This window comes from Solibacillus sp. FSL R7-0668 (genome assembly GCF_038006205.1).
Lineage (GTDB): Bacteria > Bacillota > Bacilli > Bacillales_A > Planococcaceae > Solibacillus.
In genome coordinates this window covers 1-15,140 of sequence record NZ_JBBOUU010000005.1, presented here as the reverse complement: position 1 = coordinate 15,140, position 15,140 = coordinate 1, and the positions used below count along the sequence as shown (strand labels likewise).

The 15,140-nt window shown below is 32.9% G+C and carries 16 protein-coding genes; 5 read left to right on the top strand and 11 right to left on the bottom strand.

The genetic code is table 11. The features are described 5' to 3' along the window. On the top strand, positions 1-553 hold a 553-nt coding region (locus MKX47_RS21370; protein WP_340778512.1), incomplete at its 5' end, for a DUF2599 domain-containing protein. A gap of 20 nt (positions 554-573) precedes the next feature. Here the strand turns inward: MKX47_RS21370 and MKX47_RS21365 are convergent. Further along, complete coding sequence (locus MKX47_RS21365; RefSeq protein ID WP_340778509.1) at positions 574-876, bottom strand: hypothetical protein; 303 nt, start codon at positions 874-876, stop codon at positions 574-576. A gap of 135 nt (positions 877-1,011) precedes the next feature. Here MKX47_RS21365 and MKX47_RS21360 point away from each other — a divergent pair, with 135 nt between their 5' ends. The 3 genes from MKX47_RS21360 (at position 1,012) to MKX47_RS21350 (ending at position 3,009) form a co-directional block, all read left to right on the top strand. Further along, the gene (locus MKX47_RS21360; RefSeq protein WP_340778508.1) at positions 1,012-1,254 is read left to right on the top strand and encodes a hypothetical protein; all 243 of its coding nucleotides are present in this window, start codon (positions 1,012-1,014) and stop codon (positions 1,252-1,254) included. 1,235 nt (positions 1,255-2,489) lie between these two features. Continuing rightward, positions 2,490-2,756, top strand: a complete 267-nt coding sequence (locus MKX47_RS21355) for a type II toxin-antitoxin system Phd/YefM family antitoxin (RefSeq protein WP_340778505.1) — start codon at positions 2,490-2,492, stop codon at positions 2,754-2,756. Further along, positions 2,749-3,009 (top strand): Txe/YoeB family addiction module toxin, encoded by a 261-nt coding sequence (locus MKX47_RS21350; RefSeq protein WP_340778503.1) that lies wholly within the window; start codon positions 2,749-2,751, stop codon positions 3,007-3,009. The genes MKX47_RS21355 and MKX47_RS21350 overlap by 8 nt, the downstream gene beginning before the upstream one ends. Before the next feature lie 252 nt (positions 3,010-3,261). On the opposite strand, the gene MKX47_RS21345 is transcribed toward MKX47_RS21350, so the two are convergent. The 6 genes from MKX47_RS21345 to MKX47_RS21320 all read right to left on the bottom strand — a co-directional run bounded on the left by MKX47_RS21345 (position 3,262) and on the right by MKX47_RS21320 (position 7,313). Next, on the bottom strand, positions 3,262-3,861 hold the full coding sequence (locus MKX47_RS21345) for a hypothetical protein (RefSeq protein ID WP_340778501.1): 600 nt from the start codon (positions 3,859-3,861) through the stop codon (positions 3,262-3,264). Positions 3,862-4,063: 202 nt separating this feature from the next. Further along, entirely contained in the window at positions 4,064-4,486 is a 423-nt protein-coding gene (locus MKX47_RS21340; protein ID WP_340778499.1) for a hypothetical protein, read from the bottom strand. Between the two features lie 207 nt (positions 4,487-4,693). Further along, entirely contained in the window at positions 4,694-5,587 is an 894-nt protein-coding gene (locus tag MKX47_RS21335) for a hypothetical protein (protein ID WP_340778496.1), read from the bottom strand. Positions 5,588-5,861: 274 nt separating this feature from the next. Further along, positions 5,862-6,236 carry a hypothetical protein gene (locus MKX47_RS21330; protein WP_340778494.1) on the bottom strand — a complete coding sequence of 125 codons (375 nt, stop codon included), beginning with the start codon at positions 6,234-6,236 and terminating at the stop codon, positions 5,862-5,864. Next, complete coding sequence (locus tag MKX47_RS21325) at positions 6,233-6,436, bottom strand: helix-turn-helix transcriptional regulator (protein ID WP_340778493.1); 204 nt, start codon at positions 6,434-6,436, stop codon at positions 6,233-6,235. Before MKX47_RS21325 ends, MKX47_RS21330 begins: the two co-directional genes overlap by 4 nt. Positions 6,437-6,698: 262 nt before the next feature. Further along, positions 6,699-7,313, bottom strand: a complete 615-nt coding sequence (locus tag MKX47_RS21320; RefSeq protein ID WP_340778492.1) for a hypothetical protein — start codon at positions 7,311-7,313, stop codon at positions 6,699-6,701. Between the two features lie 332 nt (positions 7,314-7,645). Between MKX47_RS21320 and MKX47_RS21315 the strand changes: the two genes are divergently transcribed. Then, positions 7,646-7,999 carry a hypothetical protein gene (locus MKX47_RS21315; protein ID WP_340778490.1) on the top strand — a complete coding sequence of 118 codons (354 nt, stop codon included), beginning with the start codon at positions 7,646-7,648 and terminating at the stop codon, positions 7,997-7,999. A gap of 1,174 nt (positions 8,000-9,173) precedes the next feature. Here MKX47_RS21315 and MKX47_RS21310 read toward each other — a convergent pair. The 4 genes from MKX47_RS21310 to MKX47_RS21295 form a co-directional block, all read right to left on the bottom strand. Continuing rightward, positions 9,174-9,740 carry a hypothetical protein gene (locus MKX47_RS21310; RefSeq protein WP_340778488.1) on the bottom strand — a complete coding sequence of 189 codons (567 nt, stop codon included), beginning with the start codon at positions 9,738-9,740 and terminating at the stop codon, positions 9,174-9,176. 470 nt (positions 9,741-10,210) lie between these two features. Continuing rightward, a complete protein-coding gene (locus tag MKX47_RS21305) occupies positions 10,211-11,494 on the bottom strand; it encodes a hypothetical protein (protein WP_340778486.1) in 1,284 nt (427 codons plus the stop codon). Between the two features lie 293 nt (positions 11,495-11,787). After that, positions 11,788-12,786 (bottom strand): hypothetical protein, encoded by a 999-nt coding sequence (locus tag MKX47_RS21300; RefSeq protein ID WP_340778484.1) that lies wholly within the window; start codon positions 12,784-12,786, stop codon positions 11,788-11,790. Between the two features lie 652 nt (positions 12,787-13,438). Next, the gene (locus tag MKX47_RS21295) at positions 13,439-14,014 is read right to left on the bottom strand and encodes a ribbon-helix-helix domain-containing protein (protein ID WP_340778482.1); all 576 of its coding nucleotides are present in this window, start codon (positions 14,012-14,014) and stop codon (positions 13,439-13,441) included. Positions 14,015-15,140: the final 1,126 nt, after the last annotated feature.

The following is a 15,140-nucleotide window of genomic DNA, read 5'->3' as shown; positions in this document are numbered from 1 at the left end:
AAATGTAGAACTTACTGAAGAAGAAAATGTAGAACTTACTGAAGAAGAAAATGTAGAACTTACTGAAGAAGAAAATGTAGAACTTACTGAAGAAGAAAATGTAGAACTTACTGAAGAAGAAATAGCAGAGCTTTATTATTTGGAATCACTTAAGTTAAATCCTTCTCTTACATCTGATAATGTAAATTTAACAACTAATAGTTTGAATATGAAAAGTATTGATAATATGAAATTTGAAAATTATTTTTATGTAACTCAATCTAAATGGATTGTTAGAGATAATAATATGATTTCTTTACAATTAAAGCCAATACAAAATTCACCACTTAGAACAACGTCTGGTAATGAATTGTTAGGACATGCTTTGAAAGCATATTCATTGGTTTCTAATAAATTTTCAGGTGATAGAAGATGGAAAAATAGTACGGGTATGTCACATCAATTTCATTGTCATGCTCACTTTGCGAGAGATAAAGAATTTTGGAATTTAGAACCTCATCGTACATCGACAAATTATGCTGAATATATAGCAAACTCATGTAATCCAGATTGATTTTATTAAAAAAAGAGACGTTATTTTAACGTCTCTTTTTTTAATAATGGAACTATAAGGCATAGTAAAAAACATAAAAAAGTGATAAATATGGAGTAAAAAGCTAGGCTATTACCTGACATGACTAATGCATCAATAATATGTCCTTCAAGGTAAAATAATACACATGAAATAATTAAAATTAATAAAGTATTTAGTGGAATATATATTGAATATTTATTATTTTTTTTAAAAAAGATAATTAAATATATAAAATTAAATAAAGCTGTTGCAGATAACAAATAATAAATTGGTTTTAATATAGTAAAACTTTCTTCTAACAAATATAATCACTCCTTATGGAATTTTTATAAAATTTCATAGTTTATTTAATCCCTACAAAATAACACATTTTCTTTTTTTTGTAAAATATATTATTTTACGTTTTCCGGAAAATCCACCACTTTTATTCAGGTGCTTTGAATCCAAAATGGGTAGAAGCTAGAGATAAATGTGCTAGAAATTATCTTGCTGATCATTTTGGTTCCGAAGCTGTTACGGGAATACTAACATTTTTATATGCTGGAAAATATTATGACGCTGTTAAAAAGTTATTAAAACTAGGTATAAAAATTTCACCTGCCGGTTTGGCTGCTTTATATACGCAAATGAATTATGTTTGTATTAAAGAAGCTAATTCAAAACATAGTGTGTATGAATAAAGATTATATTTTAAAGGGTTGGTTATAATTTTAGAATTTTTTTTTGATGATACACTTTTTTTCTGGATATGGTTACCACTTATTTTTGCAATATCTTTGATTAGATATTGCAAAAATAAAAAGGAACCTTTTATTAAACCTTTACTAATACTTTTATGTGTTTATTATATTATTAGAATAATAAATTACATTACTTGATACATACGCAACTATTTCGATTAGAAATAGTTGCGTATGTTAGCTCTTTATTCCTTGTGGCTCTAAATCTCAAAAAAACGACTTACATTTTCTTGAGGTCATAATTGTTGTGAGCGAATTAAAGTCTACGGAATTGGGGCAATATATTTTAGAGAAGTATACCCCGAAAAATGACTGAATACGCAAAGGGAATTTTCACACCAAGGATGTTGGAACGAATCCATTACATAATGGCTATACTAATAGGAATTCATTGACGATTGCTCTTTATCGGCATAGACTGAAGAGAGTAAGATTCTGTTCGGGAATCGCATGTAGTGCAACGCTTGGTTGACCGCCAAGCGTTTTTTATTTGTCTAGAAACAAACAAAGACGCTATCCAGTAACGGAAACTGGATAGCGTCTTTTCTGTCTTTACAATATCAGACAATACAAAACATCAACAAATCGAAGGAGATCCGCTGCGTGCTTATTATAAAGATTTTTTTAAATGTTTTCAAAAAAACTTTCTTAATTACAAGGTTTTTTTTAATACTTTTAAAAGAACTTTCTTAATTACAAGGTTTTTTTTAATGCTTTCAACAAGGGTTCAGCCGACAAAAAACTGGTTATGGCAATTAACGAATGCTACAAATGGCAATGTAGGGTATGAATAATATTATGTATAACTACGCTTTACGTGGAGGGTTCGATATGATAGGCTATTTTGCCAGCTAAGCTCTCTGCTTGGCTTTGTTAGCCGAAATCATATCGATAGAGGCTCCATGTCAAGCGACGAGATTTATGAATAAATTTACAAGAATCTGAATATGCTTCATTGCCATTCATGTCATAAATTGAATGCCATAACCACAAAAAACGGTTATTATAAGCGAAGAGATAACCAAAAACGAACGTTATAAAATATGCGTTTTGACAGTGCTCTCCCTAAATAGAATGTGAAAAGATTATATAAAAATAGGCTTTTTGCTTTTGCAAAATCGAATGGTATGCCATATAATTAGTTGTACAACATATTGTACAATGGAGGTGTTAAAATGGAAGCAGTAACGTACTCAAATTTCCGTCAAAATTTACGTGGCTATATGAAACAAATCAATGAAGATTCAGATACATTTATTGTGACAAGTAAAGACGTAGAAGATACGGTTGTTGTCATGTCTAAGCGTGATTATGATGCGATGCAAGAAACGCTGCGTACCTTGTCAAATACGTATGTGATGGATAAAATTCGTCGAGGCGATGAACAATTCCAAACAGGTGAAGCAAAAATTCATGAATTAATTGAGGTTGAAGATGATTAAAGTTTGGTCAGATGATGCTTGGGCAGACTATATGTACTGGCATGATCAAGGAGATAAAAGCACCATTAAAAAAATAAATCGATTAATCAAGGACATTGACCGCAATCCATTTGAAGGGATTGGGAAGCCTGAACCTTTAAAATATGAATTGTCAGGGAAATGGTCCCGTCGTATTACAGATGAACATCGTTTAATTTATCGCATAGCCAATGACATGCTTTATATTTATTCCGCAAAAGACCATTATGGTTAAAATGTTCGTGAAAGCTGTCATAAAATTAGGCTAAAAATATGCATGATTTTATGCACAAGGCTCCAGCTGCAACCTGCCCAAAATCACGCTCAAATTGCTGGTATTCATGGGTTTGTAGAAAACTGCATAAAAAGCTGTATAACGAATGTTCCACTAAAAAGGCGACAAACACTGATTTAACAGTGTTTGTCGCCTTTTTGTGTGTTCCCAAACTTTAATTTGGGAACGTTATTTTGTATGGATTTGTATATTTTATTCGACAATTTTTGTTTGGCTATTTAATTTATATGAGCGAACAAAATTTACTGTGTACCTTAATATAAATATACTTAATACTCCGCCTGAAATATTGAATAACAAATAGATAATATCTAGATAACCAAAACTATTTACAGTAATACCAGTCCATCCAAGTAAAAGACGGGCTACATCTATCATTAAACAGCTTAGAATGACCATTGAAACAGCTTTCTTATTACTTTTTAAATCGAATAAGAGTAATAAATAAATTCCTAGTGGTATGAATAAAATGATGTTATAAACCATAGCAGAATAACTCCACATAGAAATTTTAAAGTTTATCATATCGAATAATCCAAACCAATCATTCGTTGAAATAAAAATTTTATGATTGTCTGCTGAATTTTGAGGAAGTGTAAATCCGCCAAATTTAATTTGAATAAGGATGATTAAGTAAAAAATAAAGCTATACAGAATAACTCGTTTTTTGTTGCTTTTTCCCGTTTTTCTAAAATAATCAAGAAATATATCAATGAAAATATAAATCAGTAAAAATAGGAAAGCTAAGGGAACGATATTGTAAAGAACGTATGTTGAGTACACAGTTAACATCTCCTATTGGTTAAAATATTGTATAGTCAATATTGATTTTACTTAATTTACCACTTAAAAACAAATTCAATTTAGTATATTTAAGCAAGGAACATTCCCAAAGCGATGTTTGGGAAGGTTTAAAGGAATGCTTGTTAAAAATGTGTGTTTAGTTAAATTTGGAAATAAGGCAAGAGTGGGCTTCAAAATAACATAGTAATTTTTATTCTAAATGTAATAAATCACTTTTTGAATCAGATGTAGAAAAACCTTGTTGGGTAATATCGTGTTTATTACGAGCGAAATATTTATATTCCACTTGTGGTTCATTATCAAATATGACACCAATAAAATATGGATTCAAGGATTCATAACCATCTTCACGATGAGGCACTGTTCGAAATTCCCACGTTTCTCCAGGATACTTTTTCTCCAAATGCAACTGTATATAACTTACTTTCTTTTCAATTTGCATATCTGTCCAATATGGACGTACGAAATAAATGATGCCAAAAGACACTAAAAATAAAAGAGCCAACCCCTGAATCCTTTTTCTCCATTTTCCTTTAAAAATAAAAGAAATGAATAAAATAAAAACTAAAATTCCACTGGCTATCATCAATTGAATAATTTCTATTGGGTGCAATGTATCCCCCCTTTTCAGTTAGTTTGTTAATTAAATTATAACGTCCCCAAACCCTCGTTTGGGAACTTTAAATGCTTAACGTTGTAAATCCGCATAAATTGGATGCTATCTCTAAAATAAAAAATGCTGTAGAAGGCAGAGAATAGCCTTCTACAGCATTTTTTATATCTATCTAATAGAAATGTCTATCTTGATAAACAGAATGCCCTACAGCGTCTCTGATTGACCTAATTTCGCAAGTATCTTCTGTCTCTCTAAATCAAAATCAATCGTTTTGTCCTTAGGTTCAACTTTTTGATGATTACGAGCTGGAAACCAATCTGGTACTAATTCAGTTTTTCCAGAAGATACAGGAGCATTTTTCTTTTGCATATTATCAAGATATGTACTGGCTGCTTTATTTACATAAGCCACCTTATTGGCAATTCCTCGTTCAATTGATTGCTGATAAATTTCTTCGATCCAATCAGGTGAAATACCTTGATGGCACCATTTGGCTTTTAAAGACAAAATTCGTTCAGCATCTTTCGAAATTGTAACGCTAGTAACATTGTTAACATCTCTTATATCTTTTAATTGATTATTATTTAATTGATTATTATTTAATTCATAATAATTACTTGTACAATTTGTGCTGTACAAATCGTGCTGTACGTTTTGTTCAACTGAATAAACACTGATTTGACGGTCTTTCTTGCTATTGTACAAATCGTGCAAATGTTTTTCTAAACCTTCGTGACCTGTTGAAATCCCGAGAAATTTTGCACCTTCTAAACTGAAAACCTCTTCGATAATTTGTTCTTCAGAAAAGATTACATCACTTACATAATGAGCGTAAACAAGTTGGCCTTGATAGTGAAGTTTCAGCGAGAACCAGTAATTTTTCTCTGTGAGCTCTTTAATGGCTGCTTCAACATTTCTCCGAGAAAATTTAGAATACAAGAATGATTTATGTAAGACAAAATCTTCACTCATGGACTGCACATATGCCAGTAGACCAATCGAACGAAGATCTTCTAAATCTTGTTGGATTGGGTGTGAATGTACTTGCGTGTAAAAGCTTGTTTTACGAACCTTCACGATACCTGGTAGGTTTTTCATTTTTATCACCTATTCTGTTTTTGTTGTAGACAAAATAAAATGATGGTATTCTTAATCTAACGAGATAGAAATACCTTGTCGCTATAACTGTTCCCGCAGTTGTAGCGATTTTTACTTTTGCCTATTTTCTATTATAAACAGGTTTGATAGATTCGTATATTAAGCAACTATAAAAGTGATATTAAAAAGCCATAAAACACTGTTAAATCAGTGCTTTACGGCTTTTTTTGATTGTATTCCCAAACTTCCATTTGGGAACATTTTAATAATATTTTCAATATTTTCTTGCATAATAAACCATATTTAAAAAGACAGTAGAAATATATAATGCCATAAATAATGATAATACTTGAAAAGCAGCTAGATGAAGAGACGATATAGGGTTGAAAATCATCATTAAAATGACGGCAAAACCAATACCCCAAAAATAACTAATATATACTGCACGTTCACGGATTTTTTGAGCACGTTCATCTTTTGCAGAAAAGTGTGGTGCTAAATAGGCTAAACAAAATGCCATAATTGTTAGAGCAACAATCATTAGTCCTTCTGGAAACTTGCCTGAAAAAATATAAGCACCATTAATTAGAAATGCATTTATTAACATAATGAAACCGATAATTAAAAAAATTACTCTATTGTTTTTCATTGATTGTCCTCCTCATAAATAAAAATATCTTCAATATGACAATTAAATAAACGCGATAACTTAAATGCTAATGTGATTGAAGGATTATAACGTCCTTTTTCCAAAGATATTATGGTTTGCCTAGAGACACCTAATTTCTCAGCTAGCACATCTTGAGAAAAATCATATTTTGCACGTAAGTCCTTAATATTATTTTTCATTATTTCACCTACCTATAGTAAAGTTAGCTTTACGTAAAGCTAACTTTACATCACTTGCATAAAGATGTCAATAACGATGTATTTTGATACAGAGGAAACCTTCCCAAAGCGATGTTTGGTAACCTAATGAAATAAAAAGCAGCTAAGACTGGTTGAAAATCTTAGCTGCTGGATTGAAAATAGAGACGCTTCTTCAACAATAGCTCCTCATTGTTGAAGAACAATTGTATAAAAGTGATTAAGATATTAAGCATTAAGAGTCTTACATAGAACCTTTTAGTTCACCGTTTGACTTAAATTTACCCTCAAAAAACCTTAACGTTACATCGGCATCTGAAGTTGGGTTGTTATAGCTGTATATTTCTAAAACCTCAGATTCAGCAACGAGTGCACCATTACCACCAAGAATCTCAAATACTCTTTCTTTTGACATACCTTTTTCAAGCTTATTTAATTGCTCAAGGTTAATTTCAATTTCAGATGTTTCTAATCCGATTTGGGATTTATAGCTTAATTTATCATCTTCGAACACCATATTTGACCCCATCGAGTCGCCATCTGTTTCAAATTCATATATAACACTATTATGCGAATTTCCATTTGGTTCAGTTTTAGAAATTACTGTTCCCTTTGACCCGATAATATTAAATACCTCTTCGGGTGTCATACCTAATTTAATTTGTTTATACTTTTCTTCAGTTACTTTACCATCTTCTTTAACACCTAATGATAATATTTCTTTGTTTGATGCATCCTCTATTGGTATTTCAGCAATCGATTTTTCACCTTTTTGTGCTTCTTCATGGGTAGTTTTTTCACTACATCCTACTAGTCCGATACTTAATACCAATGCTGTGCTAAATACTAATTTCTTCATCATAACTCACCTACCTTATATTTACATTATAAGGGATTTAGAGTTAAACATACATTATTTATTTCCAAACTGACTATTTTTAGCGTCGTTTAGGGACATTTCTTTTCTTACCGTTGTAAATCCACAGTTTTCTGACGAGATCCATAAAAAAAGTGCTTCTTTTTTAGTCTAACAATTCAACAAACGATAGTCTATCCAAGGAATTACTACCTTTTCAGTTAGATTACAGGTTATTTTATCAGAATGTTTTGAATAAAAATATACACATAAATACATTTTTGTATTATACTGGTAATGTAATAAAAATTTTACCACAGGAGGTATTACATACCATGATCAAAAAAATTACTACAAGTGTAGCAACATTAGCTTTATCAGTTGGGATTATTAGTACTGCTAGTGCAACAGAATTAGCTCAACCTTCTTCACCAATTCAAGAGCCAAATCAGGTGAATTCTATTATTACTCCTTATAATAACTCAATCTATGCCGAAAAGATTGTAGATTACTATAAGTTGGATTACCCAGTGGCTGGTAGTACTCCTTATTCTATTTTTGTAACTAAAGAAGTTAATGGCAATAAATATGGCGGAACACTAACTAGAAAATCAATCGTAGAATCAGGTAAATGGGGAGATTGGTGGAGAGTTACATATAGTGGTCAACTAACGAGATTTATAGAATAATTATTTAAAAAGAGTTTGGATTAATTTCCAAACTCTTTTATATTTCAACCATAAAAATACGCGATCATCATAGATAAACGAATGTTGACCTATAAAGCAAGTACCCGTATTATCATCTATTTTTAAACCTGCGGGTGATTTAGGTCTTAAAACTGCTGATGAAAAAGAACTTTCAATAAAACTTCATACAAGTATTACTCAAGAAAAATACTCGATTATTCGTTCAAAACATAGAAAAGAATATAGAAAAACTAAAAGGCTATTCTTGGTTTAACGAATTATATGAAAATGAAGAACATCATCGTTCATTTTTTATAACTAAATGCTATACAGAAGGGACAAACATGGGCTTGAAACGGACTATAAAGAGAAAATCTACACAGCTTCACACCAAAGTAACTAATTTTGGATTTGATAACATAATTAAGAAAATTGATAAGGCGATTGCTCTGCTGGAACGAAAATAGCTCATTTAGTAAGCTTAAAAATCACTTAAAAAGTTCTTTGCGTGTATCTAAATTAATTCAAAGCGACGCCTGAGGACATTTTGCAATTGATCCATGAAAAAAACACGCATAGAACAACAGCAGCACTCATAACTTCGATTTAAATTAAACAAAAATAAAAAAACTACGAATGATAGAACATCCGTAGTCACTTTCACTAAAAAAAGTAAACCGCCCTCGCCCGCAAATTGAATAATAATTTACTTTCCTCGCTAATCACCTTTGAAGCACTTTTAATATACCACAAAAAGAACACTTGTTCCATTGAATTTTCTATATTTTCTAATATCCTAGCAATCAATAAACTTAGTTCCAATTGTGGCAGGCGTGACCAATATGCTCAATCCTTTATCGTCATAATCCCACATTTTAATTTCTGGCGTCACACCCTCTGGCAACGTAAAAAGACATCGCTCTGACGGTCTAATAATGTCTCTATCAGCTGTGTATCCATATGCATAGGTAGCTGGATGTATCAATACATCTCGACCGGTATCATTGTAATAGATGATTTGCATTCGACTTGTCACCCCTTGTTATATATGTTAACTATTTATTATCTAAAAGATATCTAAAAGATATCTAAAACCTATAACAAACTTTAATAAATCTTTGTTATGTTTACAACAGAACATTGTTAAGTATTGTTATAATCCACATTAACTACATCAATCATCTGAACGTTTATATTTCTCCATAAATTCATCCAATGCCAACGCCATCAAATCTGTACCGCTATACATATTATGTCGCTCTTTAAAAGCAGTCCAACGCTTCCATTGATCAATATAAACACTAATACCTGTTGTCTTTTTTGCACCGACCATTGTCGGCACAACTAACATTGGCTTACCATTAACAAAAAATTGTTGTTCATTGTTATTTACCTGATTCGCTTTATATAACTGCTTCACAAAAGCAATTTCATCTGCTGTTAATGTTTGTTGTATCTCAACAATAACTTGTTGTTGTTTAACATTGTTTTGTTTTGACATAACAATATCTGTAGACACTGGTGGCTCGTCCCCCAAAGCATAGGATACATAATTTTTCCCATCTACAATAATCCCTAAATCAGCTGCATTTTTTTTTAACAAAGAATAAGAAAAATCAAAAATTCCACCCTTAAAGTTATCTTCCAAACGTCCATCTAACCCCTTGATACTTGTTAAATGTTTGTTAAGCATTGTTAATTGTTCTGATTGCGGCAATACCTTAAAATCAGCCATTTTCATATGTAACCATCCTCTCAATGTTAAACCTTGTTAGTAATTGTTATATTCAACACAGAAGACCTAACAACCTTTAATAATTTTTTGTTAGGTTATAAGGATCGGCATAGTCTTACTTTCTCCAGCCAATAAATCAGCGTTTGGCTACGCCGCGATGCTCCCCAATGGGGCTGGTGCTAATCGCACCGTAACGCCCTAAAAGAAAATGAAATACTTGCTCCGCATCATCGTTATTTACTTAATAAATATTCAACTTATTACAGCTACAACTAGTGTACATAACATCCATTAGGAGAAGTTGCTATCTTAAGATCTATGTTGTAGTGTATAAAATCCTGTATATACGTTAAGTACGTGTAAACCTAACGTGTACGACTATAAAGAGCTCTATAAGAATGTACTACAAGACCTAGACAGGAAGACAAACCCGATCACCCACTTTATAAAGAGCCATTTCGTGACACCCTGTTTTACTACTTCCAATTTCGTTTTACTGTGCTCAATGAAATCCCTAATTTCTCAACGATTTCTGATTGTTTTAAGCCCTTTTCTTTAAGTTCTTGAACTTTATCCTTTACATCCATTTTTGCACGCTCACGAGCCGTTAAACCGTCTTCTCGACGTAATGCTTTTCGTCTATTGTTATTACGGTTATATTTTTCATCCTTGCCGATAATCGTCTTTAATTGACGCTGCTCGTCCAATGTGATTGCAAGCTTTTTGATGATTGTATCGTTTCTATAGTTATAACCCTTTGTAATATCCTCTCGATGGCTCTCATACGCTCCTAAACACGTTTTAACGACTGCTATAAGGTCAGGTGTAGAAATTGGATTTTTAAACTTATTATTAAGCTCTACAACCTTGCTACGCACGATGTGATAGTTGTTGTGTACCAAAAACATTTGATACGCGAAAATGTGTAACAATGTATTACGATGACCAGACATTTCATAACAACGCATTTCACAAAGTTGTATTAAATCATTTCCTCGTGCCACAGCAAGTGAATAAAGATTATATAGTCGCTTTAGTTGGCCTTTTTTTGACTGTTTACTTACTTTACGTTTGTTAATCTTTTCAGCATCATAATCAGTCATTTCACTATCATTAAACCATTGCTGCATAAATCGCATTGTATAGTGTTTTTCATTATAGCTTAGCACCTTGACCATTTTACCAGTTACATGATGATATGTACTTGGAACTTTTAGTACACGAGCCACATCACTTGCTTGTGGATCACTACCATAATCCTTCAACACATCTATTAGATACTTTTCAATATAGCTATACAATTTTTGAACCGTTTTAAATTTTGCTGGTACAGATTCAATCAACCATATCGCATACAATCCTCGACCTGAATCAATTATCATTGTCGGCTCTGGGAGACGTTCTGTTTCGACCAAAAAGTCGATAGCAGCCAATACATCCTCTTGTGATAAATACTCTTTGTAATAGTCTAAATCAACGTAAAAAGCGTTGATTTGACGTGCATTCGAGTTGTTACGCTTTGGAATAAAGAACGAATTAACCGATACATAACAACTTAAATCTTTATGACGTACTAATTTTTGCATCCAAACACCCGATGGATAGCTTTTTTCAGTCCATTTTCCAGCTGCATTTTTGGTTGCTACAGTTACGTAGCCATCGTTTTGAGGATGCACGAGATTAGCCCATTCATTTAGACTCAATCCAGCCCCCACTTTAATTTCATGGTCTATTTTTGCTGTTTCTACTCTTAATCCCATAAAAAAACGGCTCCTTTCAAATTTGAAAAGAAACCGCCCCATTTTAAATCATTTATTAAGAAGAGGATTAATGGTTGTAATTATCCTCAAAAATGCATATAATAATCTTAATTTATGGAGTGCCGTTACATCTATACTCAACAAACTTTGGTCAGGGCGTTGTGTGGTGGGACGGCTTCTTTTTTTTGTCTATTTTTCTAGTATTATACTATACAATTGCTAGATTCATAATTATTTTTATGGGCTACGCCTATCCGTCAACTATATTTGACGGATAACTTGTCAAATCAACATTATCTCCCTAAATACCGTTGCAAAATATCCCAACGATTTCCCCCATGCCCCAACTGTTTGCTGATATAATCTGCTTCTGATTGCGAAAGTATAATTTGATTAACGCTATGCAACCGTTCTTCCTCAAATAAATGGTCTTGCTGAATTTCATCCAGCTTATTCATCGCATAATACTGGCGACATTCCACATGAATTCGCAAAGAACGATCTAAACTCGCAAAAAATTGTTCTCCTTGTTTATGTTCACTTTTAAACTGCTGAATATCGCCTTTAGAATAATGGTCTTTACACAAATAATCAGGCATTGGCTGTATGTGATGCCCATAGGCTGCACGAATCTCCGATTCGTGGCTTTTAAGACACTCAATGGATCTCAAACGTCCTCCTTTGCCCGTTGTCACATGATATAGCTTATCGTCACGCTCATATAAATTACGTGTACCAGCAACCGTTTGATAGCTATCTGATGGTACAAGCTCTGACCGTCTCAATCCAAAAGCCTGTCCATACAAAAGGACCTCTCGATAACGCTCACGCATCCGAGCAGCTTCTCGCTGCTGCTCATGACTCCGATTTACCTTTGAATTATTGTTACGCAGCTCGTCAAACGAACGTCTAGGCAAACTGTAATCACTTTTCTTTATCGCTTCATTCCAATGCCCACTACCAATTTGAACACGATTGATCGCCAGCATATCGGCCCCAATCGTATAGGCTGATTTCCCTTCATTTCGTTGACTCTGAAGATATTCCCCTGCAACCTCTTTCGTAATGCCCTGCAAATTTCGTATTTCAGGATGTTTCTCCTTAACCCACTTCGCAAATTGTTCAATACGGCTCAGATGCGTTTTGAGACTCAATCTGCTATAAATTCGATTATAAATAGGCTTGTGATCATTCATAGCCTTATCAAAATGCCTGGAACGTCCTAAACCTGCATTATATTGTGTGTGTAGCTCATTTCGAAGCTGATGGCGTATATTTTTTACTTTTGACATATATTCACTCCTTTCAATTTCTTTGTCATACACCCATTGAAATAATGGTGGGCATGACAAAGAAACTGAATTACAGTCATTTTTTGTTAAGATTATGTTCAGCTTCCATAAACAGAGCGTGACGTGCCCCAACCGTTCGCTGAATTATTGCATCTCTCAACCATTGGTATTGCTGAATTCCTGTTGTTGTTTCTATTTGTTATCCTTTGTTAAAGCTCCTTTTTCTCCTATTAAAGCTCCTTTTTGCCTCGCTCACCGTCTATTCCTCCAATAATCGCTTAAAAAAAACGCGATTATTAATGTCGCAATAGCCGGTTCGCAAATTATATTTGCTCCAAGTTCAAAATCTGTTGCAGCTGATCGCTGCAAAATGTTCGCAAACGAACATTAAACCCTGTCGTCTTTGACGACCATCTCACACAGCGAGATGTAAAAACCCATCGCCTCTGCTGCTATGCAGTTGCTTATCAATGATGCTAACGCATCTCCTTTGTTGCCTCCATGCAACTTGTAATTCCAGTTTTCATAGCTAAAAATAGCCCCCTTTTTTATTTTAATAAAATATCATATACAGCTATTTATAGATTGATAACGATTTCCCGAAAAAAATAAGGAACCATTTTCTAATGGTTCCAGTTGCCAATCTTTTTAATTAATATCGTGAATTTTCGTATATATTCTTCGCTTCAGGAACACTCGTCATATCAAAAGTTAAAGAAATTGCTCGAACAATTTTTTCGATTTCTTCAGGGCTGTAATTCAAATTCTCTAAGCCTTTAATTGCATAGCCTAGACATGCATTATTACTCCATTCTGCTTCGCTGCCAAGAGCTTTCCAAATGACATCCCGAATGAAAGCAGAACGATTCCCCTCTGCTTTTTCGTCTAACCATTCCCAATCGTTTTCATTTAATGTGACTGACACTTTTTTCGTCACGCCCATTGCTGGACGACCAACAGGATTTTTTTTCGCAAAAACTTGCACACGACAATCCATACAAAACGCTTTAGGCTCATCATTCACATGAATGATCGCTACATCATTTTCACCATTACAACGCTCACAGCGTAACGCTACAACCTTAAAAATACCTGGTGGTAAACTTTGCTCCAAATTATCTAGTGCCGTTTTTGCTTCAGCATATGTCGCAAAAATCGATTCGTCACCCAAATTTTCTTCCCCTGTTTCAAATAACGCTTGACCATTTAATCCACGAATCACAAACATAAAAAAATACCCCCTTTTAATTTATTTCACTTTACCATTTAAGTAACCTTAATGTAAATAATTTAGGTTACTTAAATTATTGAGGGAATAAAAATTCCTGTAGGGCACTGTAGTTTTACAGTACCAAAATTTCATGCAAAACTATGTGATTTTGGTTTTGCTCTTTCAAAAAATCGTGCAAAACTATGCTATTTTACAACGATAAAAATCCATTACAAAATGGTTATACTAATAGGAATTCATTGACGATTGCTCTTTATCGGCATAGACTGAAGAGAGTAAGATTCTGTTCGGGAATCGCATGTAGTGCAACGCTTGGCTGATCACCAAGCGTTTTTTATTTGTCTAGAAACAAACAAAGACGCTATTCAGTAATTAAAACTGAATAGCGTCTTTTCTGTTTTTACAACATCATACGTATAAGACGATACAAGGTATCAACGAATCGAAAGAGATCCGCTGCATGCTTATTATTACAAGTTTTTTTAAAATGCTTTTAACAAAACTTTCTTAATTACAAGGTTTTTTCAAAACCTATTAGGGGTCCCGTCAGATTTTTGCGGATTTACAACGATAAGGAATCTTATTAACGCTGGTTAGTAAGATTTTATTTTTGAGCAATGTTTTGAAACAACTTTTGCTGAAAATATAACTGCTTTTTTAAAAGCTATTATGCTATCTCAAAATCAGTCGTTTATAAGACACTGATTCCTAGTCGTTGGTATATCAATAGTTTTTGACTGCTTCATATCGCTTAACGTTGTAAATCCGCATTTTTATGACGCTATCCCTACTTGTGAAAAAAATGAAGCCTTTCGAGAAAATTAAACCTTCTCGAAAGGCTTCATTTTTATTTATAACCTTGTTTTTTGTTTACATTGAATTATTTGAAATTAACTATTTTTTGTAAATTTATCAAAAAAATGTTATTATAGGTATGATTATATTTTGAAAGGAGAAGAGAGGAAAGAATTAGAGGTTACATATAGTTACAAAAAAATTTAAAGGTGGTAAAAAATTTGAAGAAATATTTAACTAGTCTTTCAGCAATTGGCTTAACATTTAGTTTATTAGCATATCCAATTCAAGGATCTGCAGAAGAAAATGTAGAACTTACTGAAGAAGA

Coding starts and splice junctions, on each gene's coding strand:
- MKX47_RS21355 (WP_340778505.1), top strand. CDS start 2,490: ATGGAAGCAGTAACGTACTCAAATTTCCGTCAAAATTTACGTGGCTAT.
- MKX47_RS21350 (WP_340778503.1), top strand. CDS start 2,749: ATGATTAAAGTTTGGTCAGATGATGCTTGGGCAGACTATATGTACTGG.
- MKX47_RS21345 (WP_340778501.1), bottom strand. CDS start 3,861: ATGTTAACTGTGTACTCAACATACGTTCTTTACAATATCGTTCCCTTA.
- MKX47_RS21335 (WP_340778496.1), bottom strand. CDS start 5,587: ATGAAAAACCTACCAGGTATCGTGAAGGTTCGTAAAACAAGCTTTTAC.
- MKX47_RS21330 (WP_340778494.1), bottom strand. CDS start 6,236: ATGAAAAACAATAGAGTAATTTTTTTAATTATCGGTTTCATTATGTTA.
- MKX47_RS21325 (WP_340778493.1), bottom strand. CDS start 6,436: ATGAAAAATAATATTAAGGACTTACGTGCAAAATATGATTTTTCTCAA.
- MKX47_RS21320 (WP_340778492.1), bottom strand. CDS start 7,313: ATGAAGAAATTAGTATTTAGCACAGCATTGGTATTAAGTATCGGACTA.
- MKX47_RS21315 (WP_340778490.1), top strand. CDS start 7,646: ATGATCAAAAAAATTACTACAAGTGTAGCAACATTAGCTTTATCAGTT.
- MKX47_RS21310 (WP_340778488.1), bottom strand. CDS start 9,740: ATGAAAATGGCTGATTTTAAGGTATTGCCGCAATCAGAACAATTAACA.
- MKX47_RS21305 (WP_340778486.1), bottom strand. CDS start 11,494: ATGGGATTAAGAGTAGAAACAGCAAAAATAGACCATGAAATTAAAGTG.
- MKX47_RS21300 (WP_340778484.1), bottom strand. CDS start 12,786: ATGTCAAAAGTAAAAAATATACGCCATCAGCTTCGAAATGAGCTACAC.
- MKX47_RS21295 (WP_340778482.1), bottom strand. CDS start 14,014: ATGTTTGTGATTCGTGGATTAAATGGTCAAGCGTTATTTGAAACAGGG.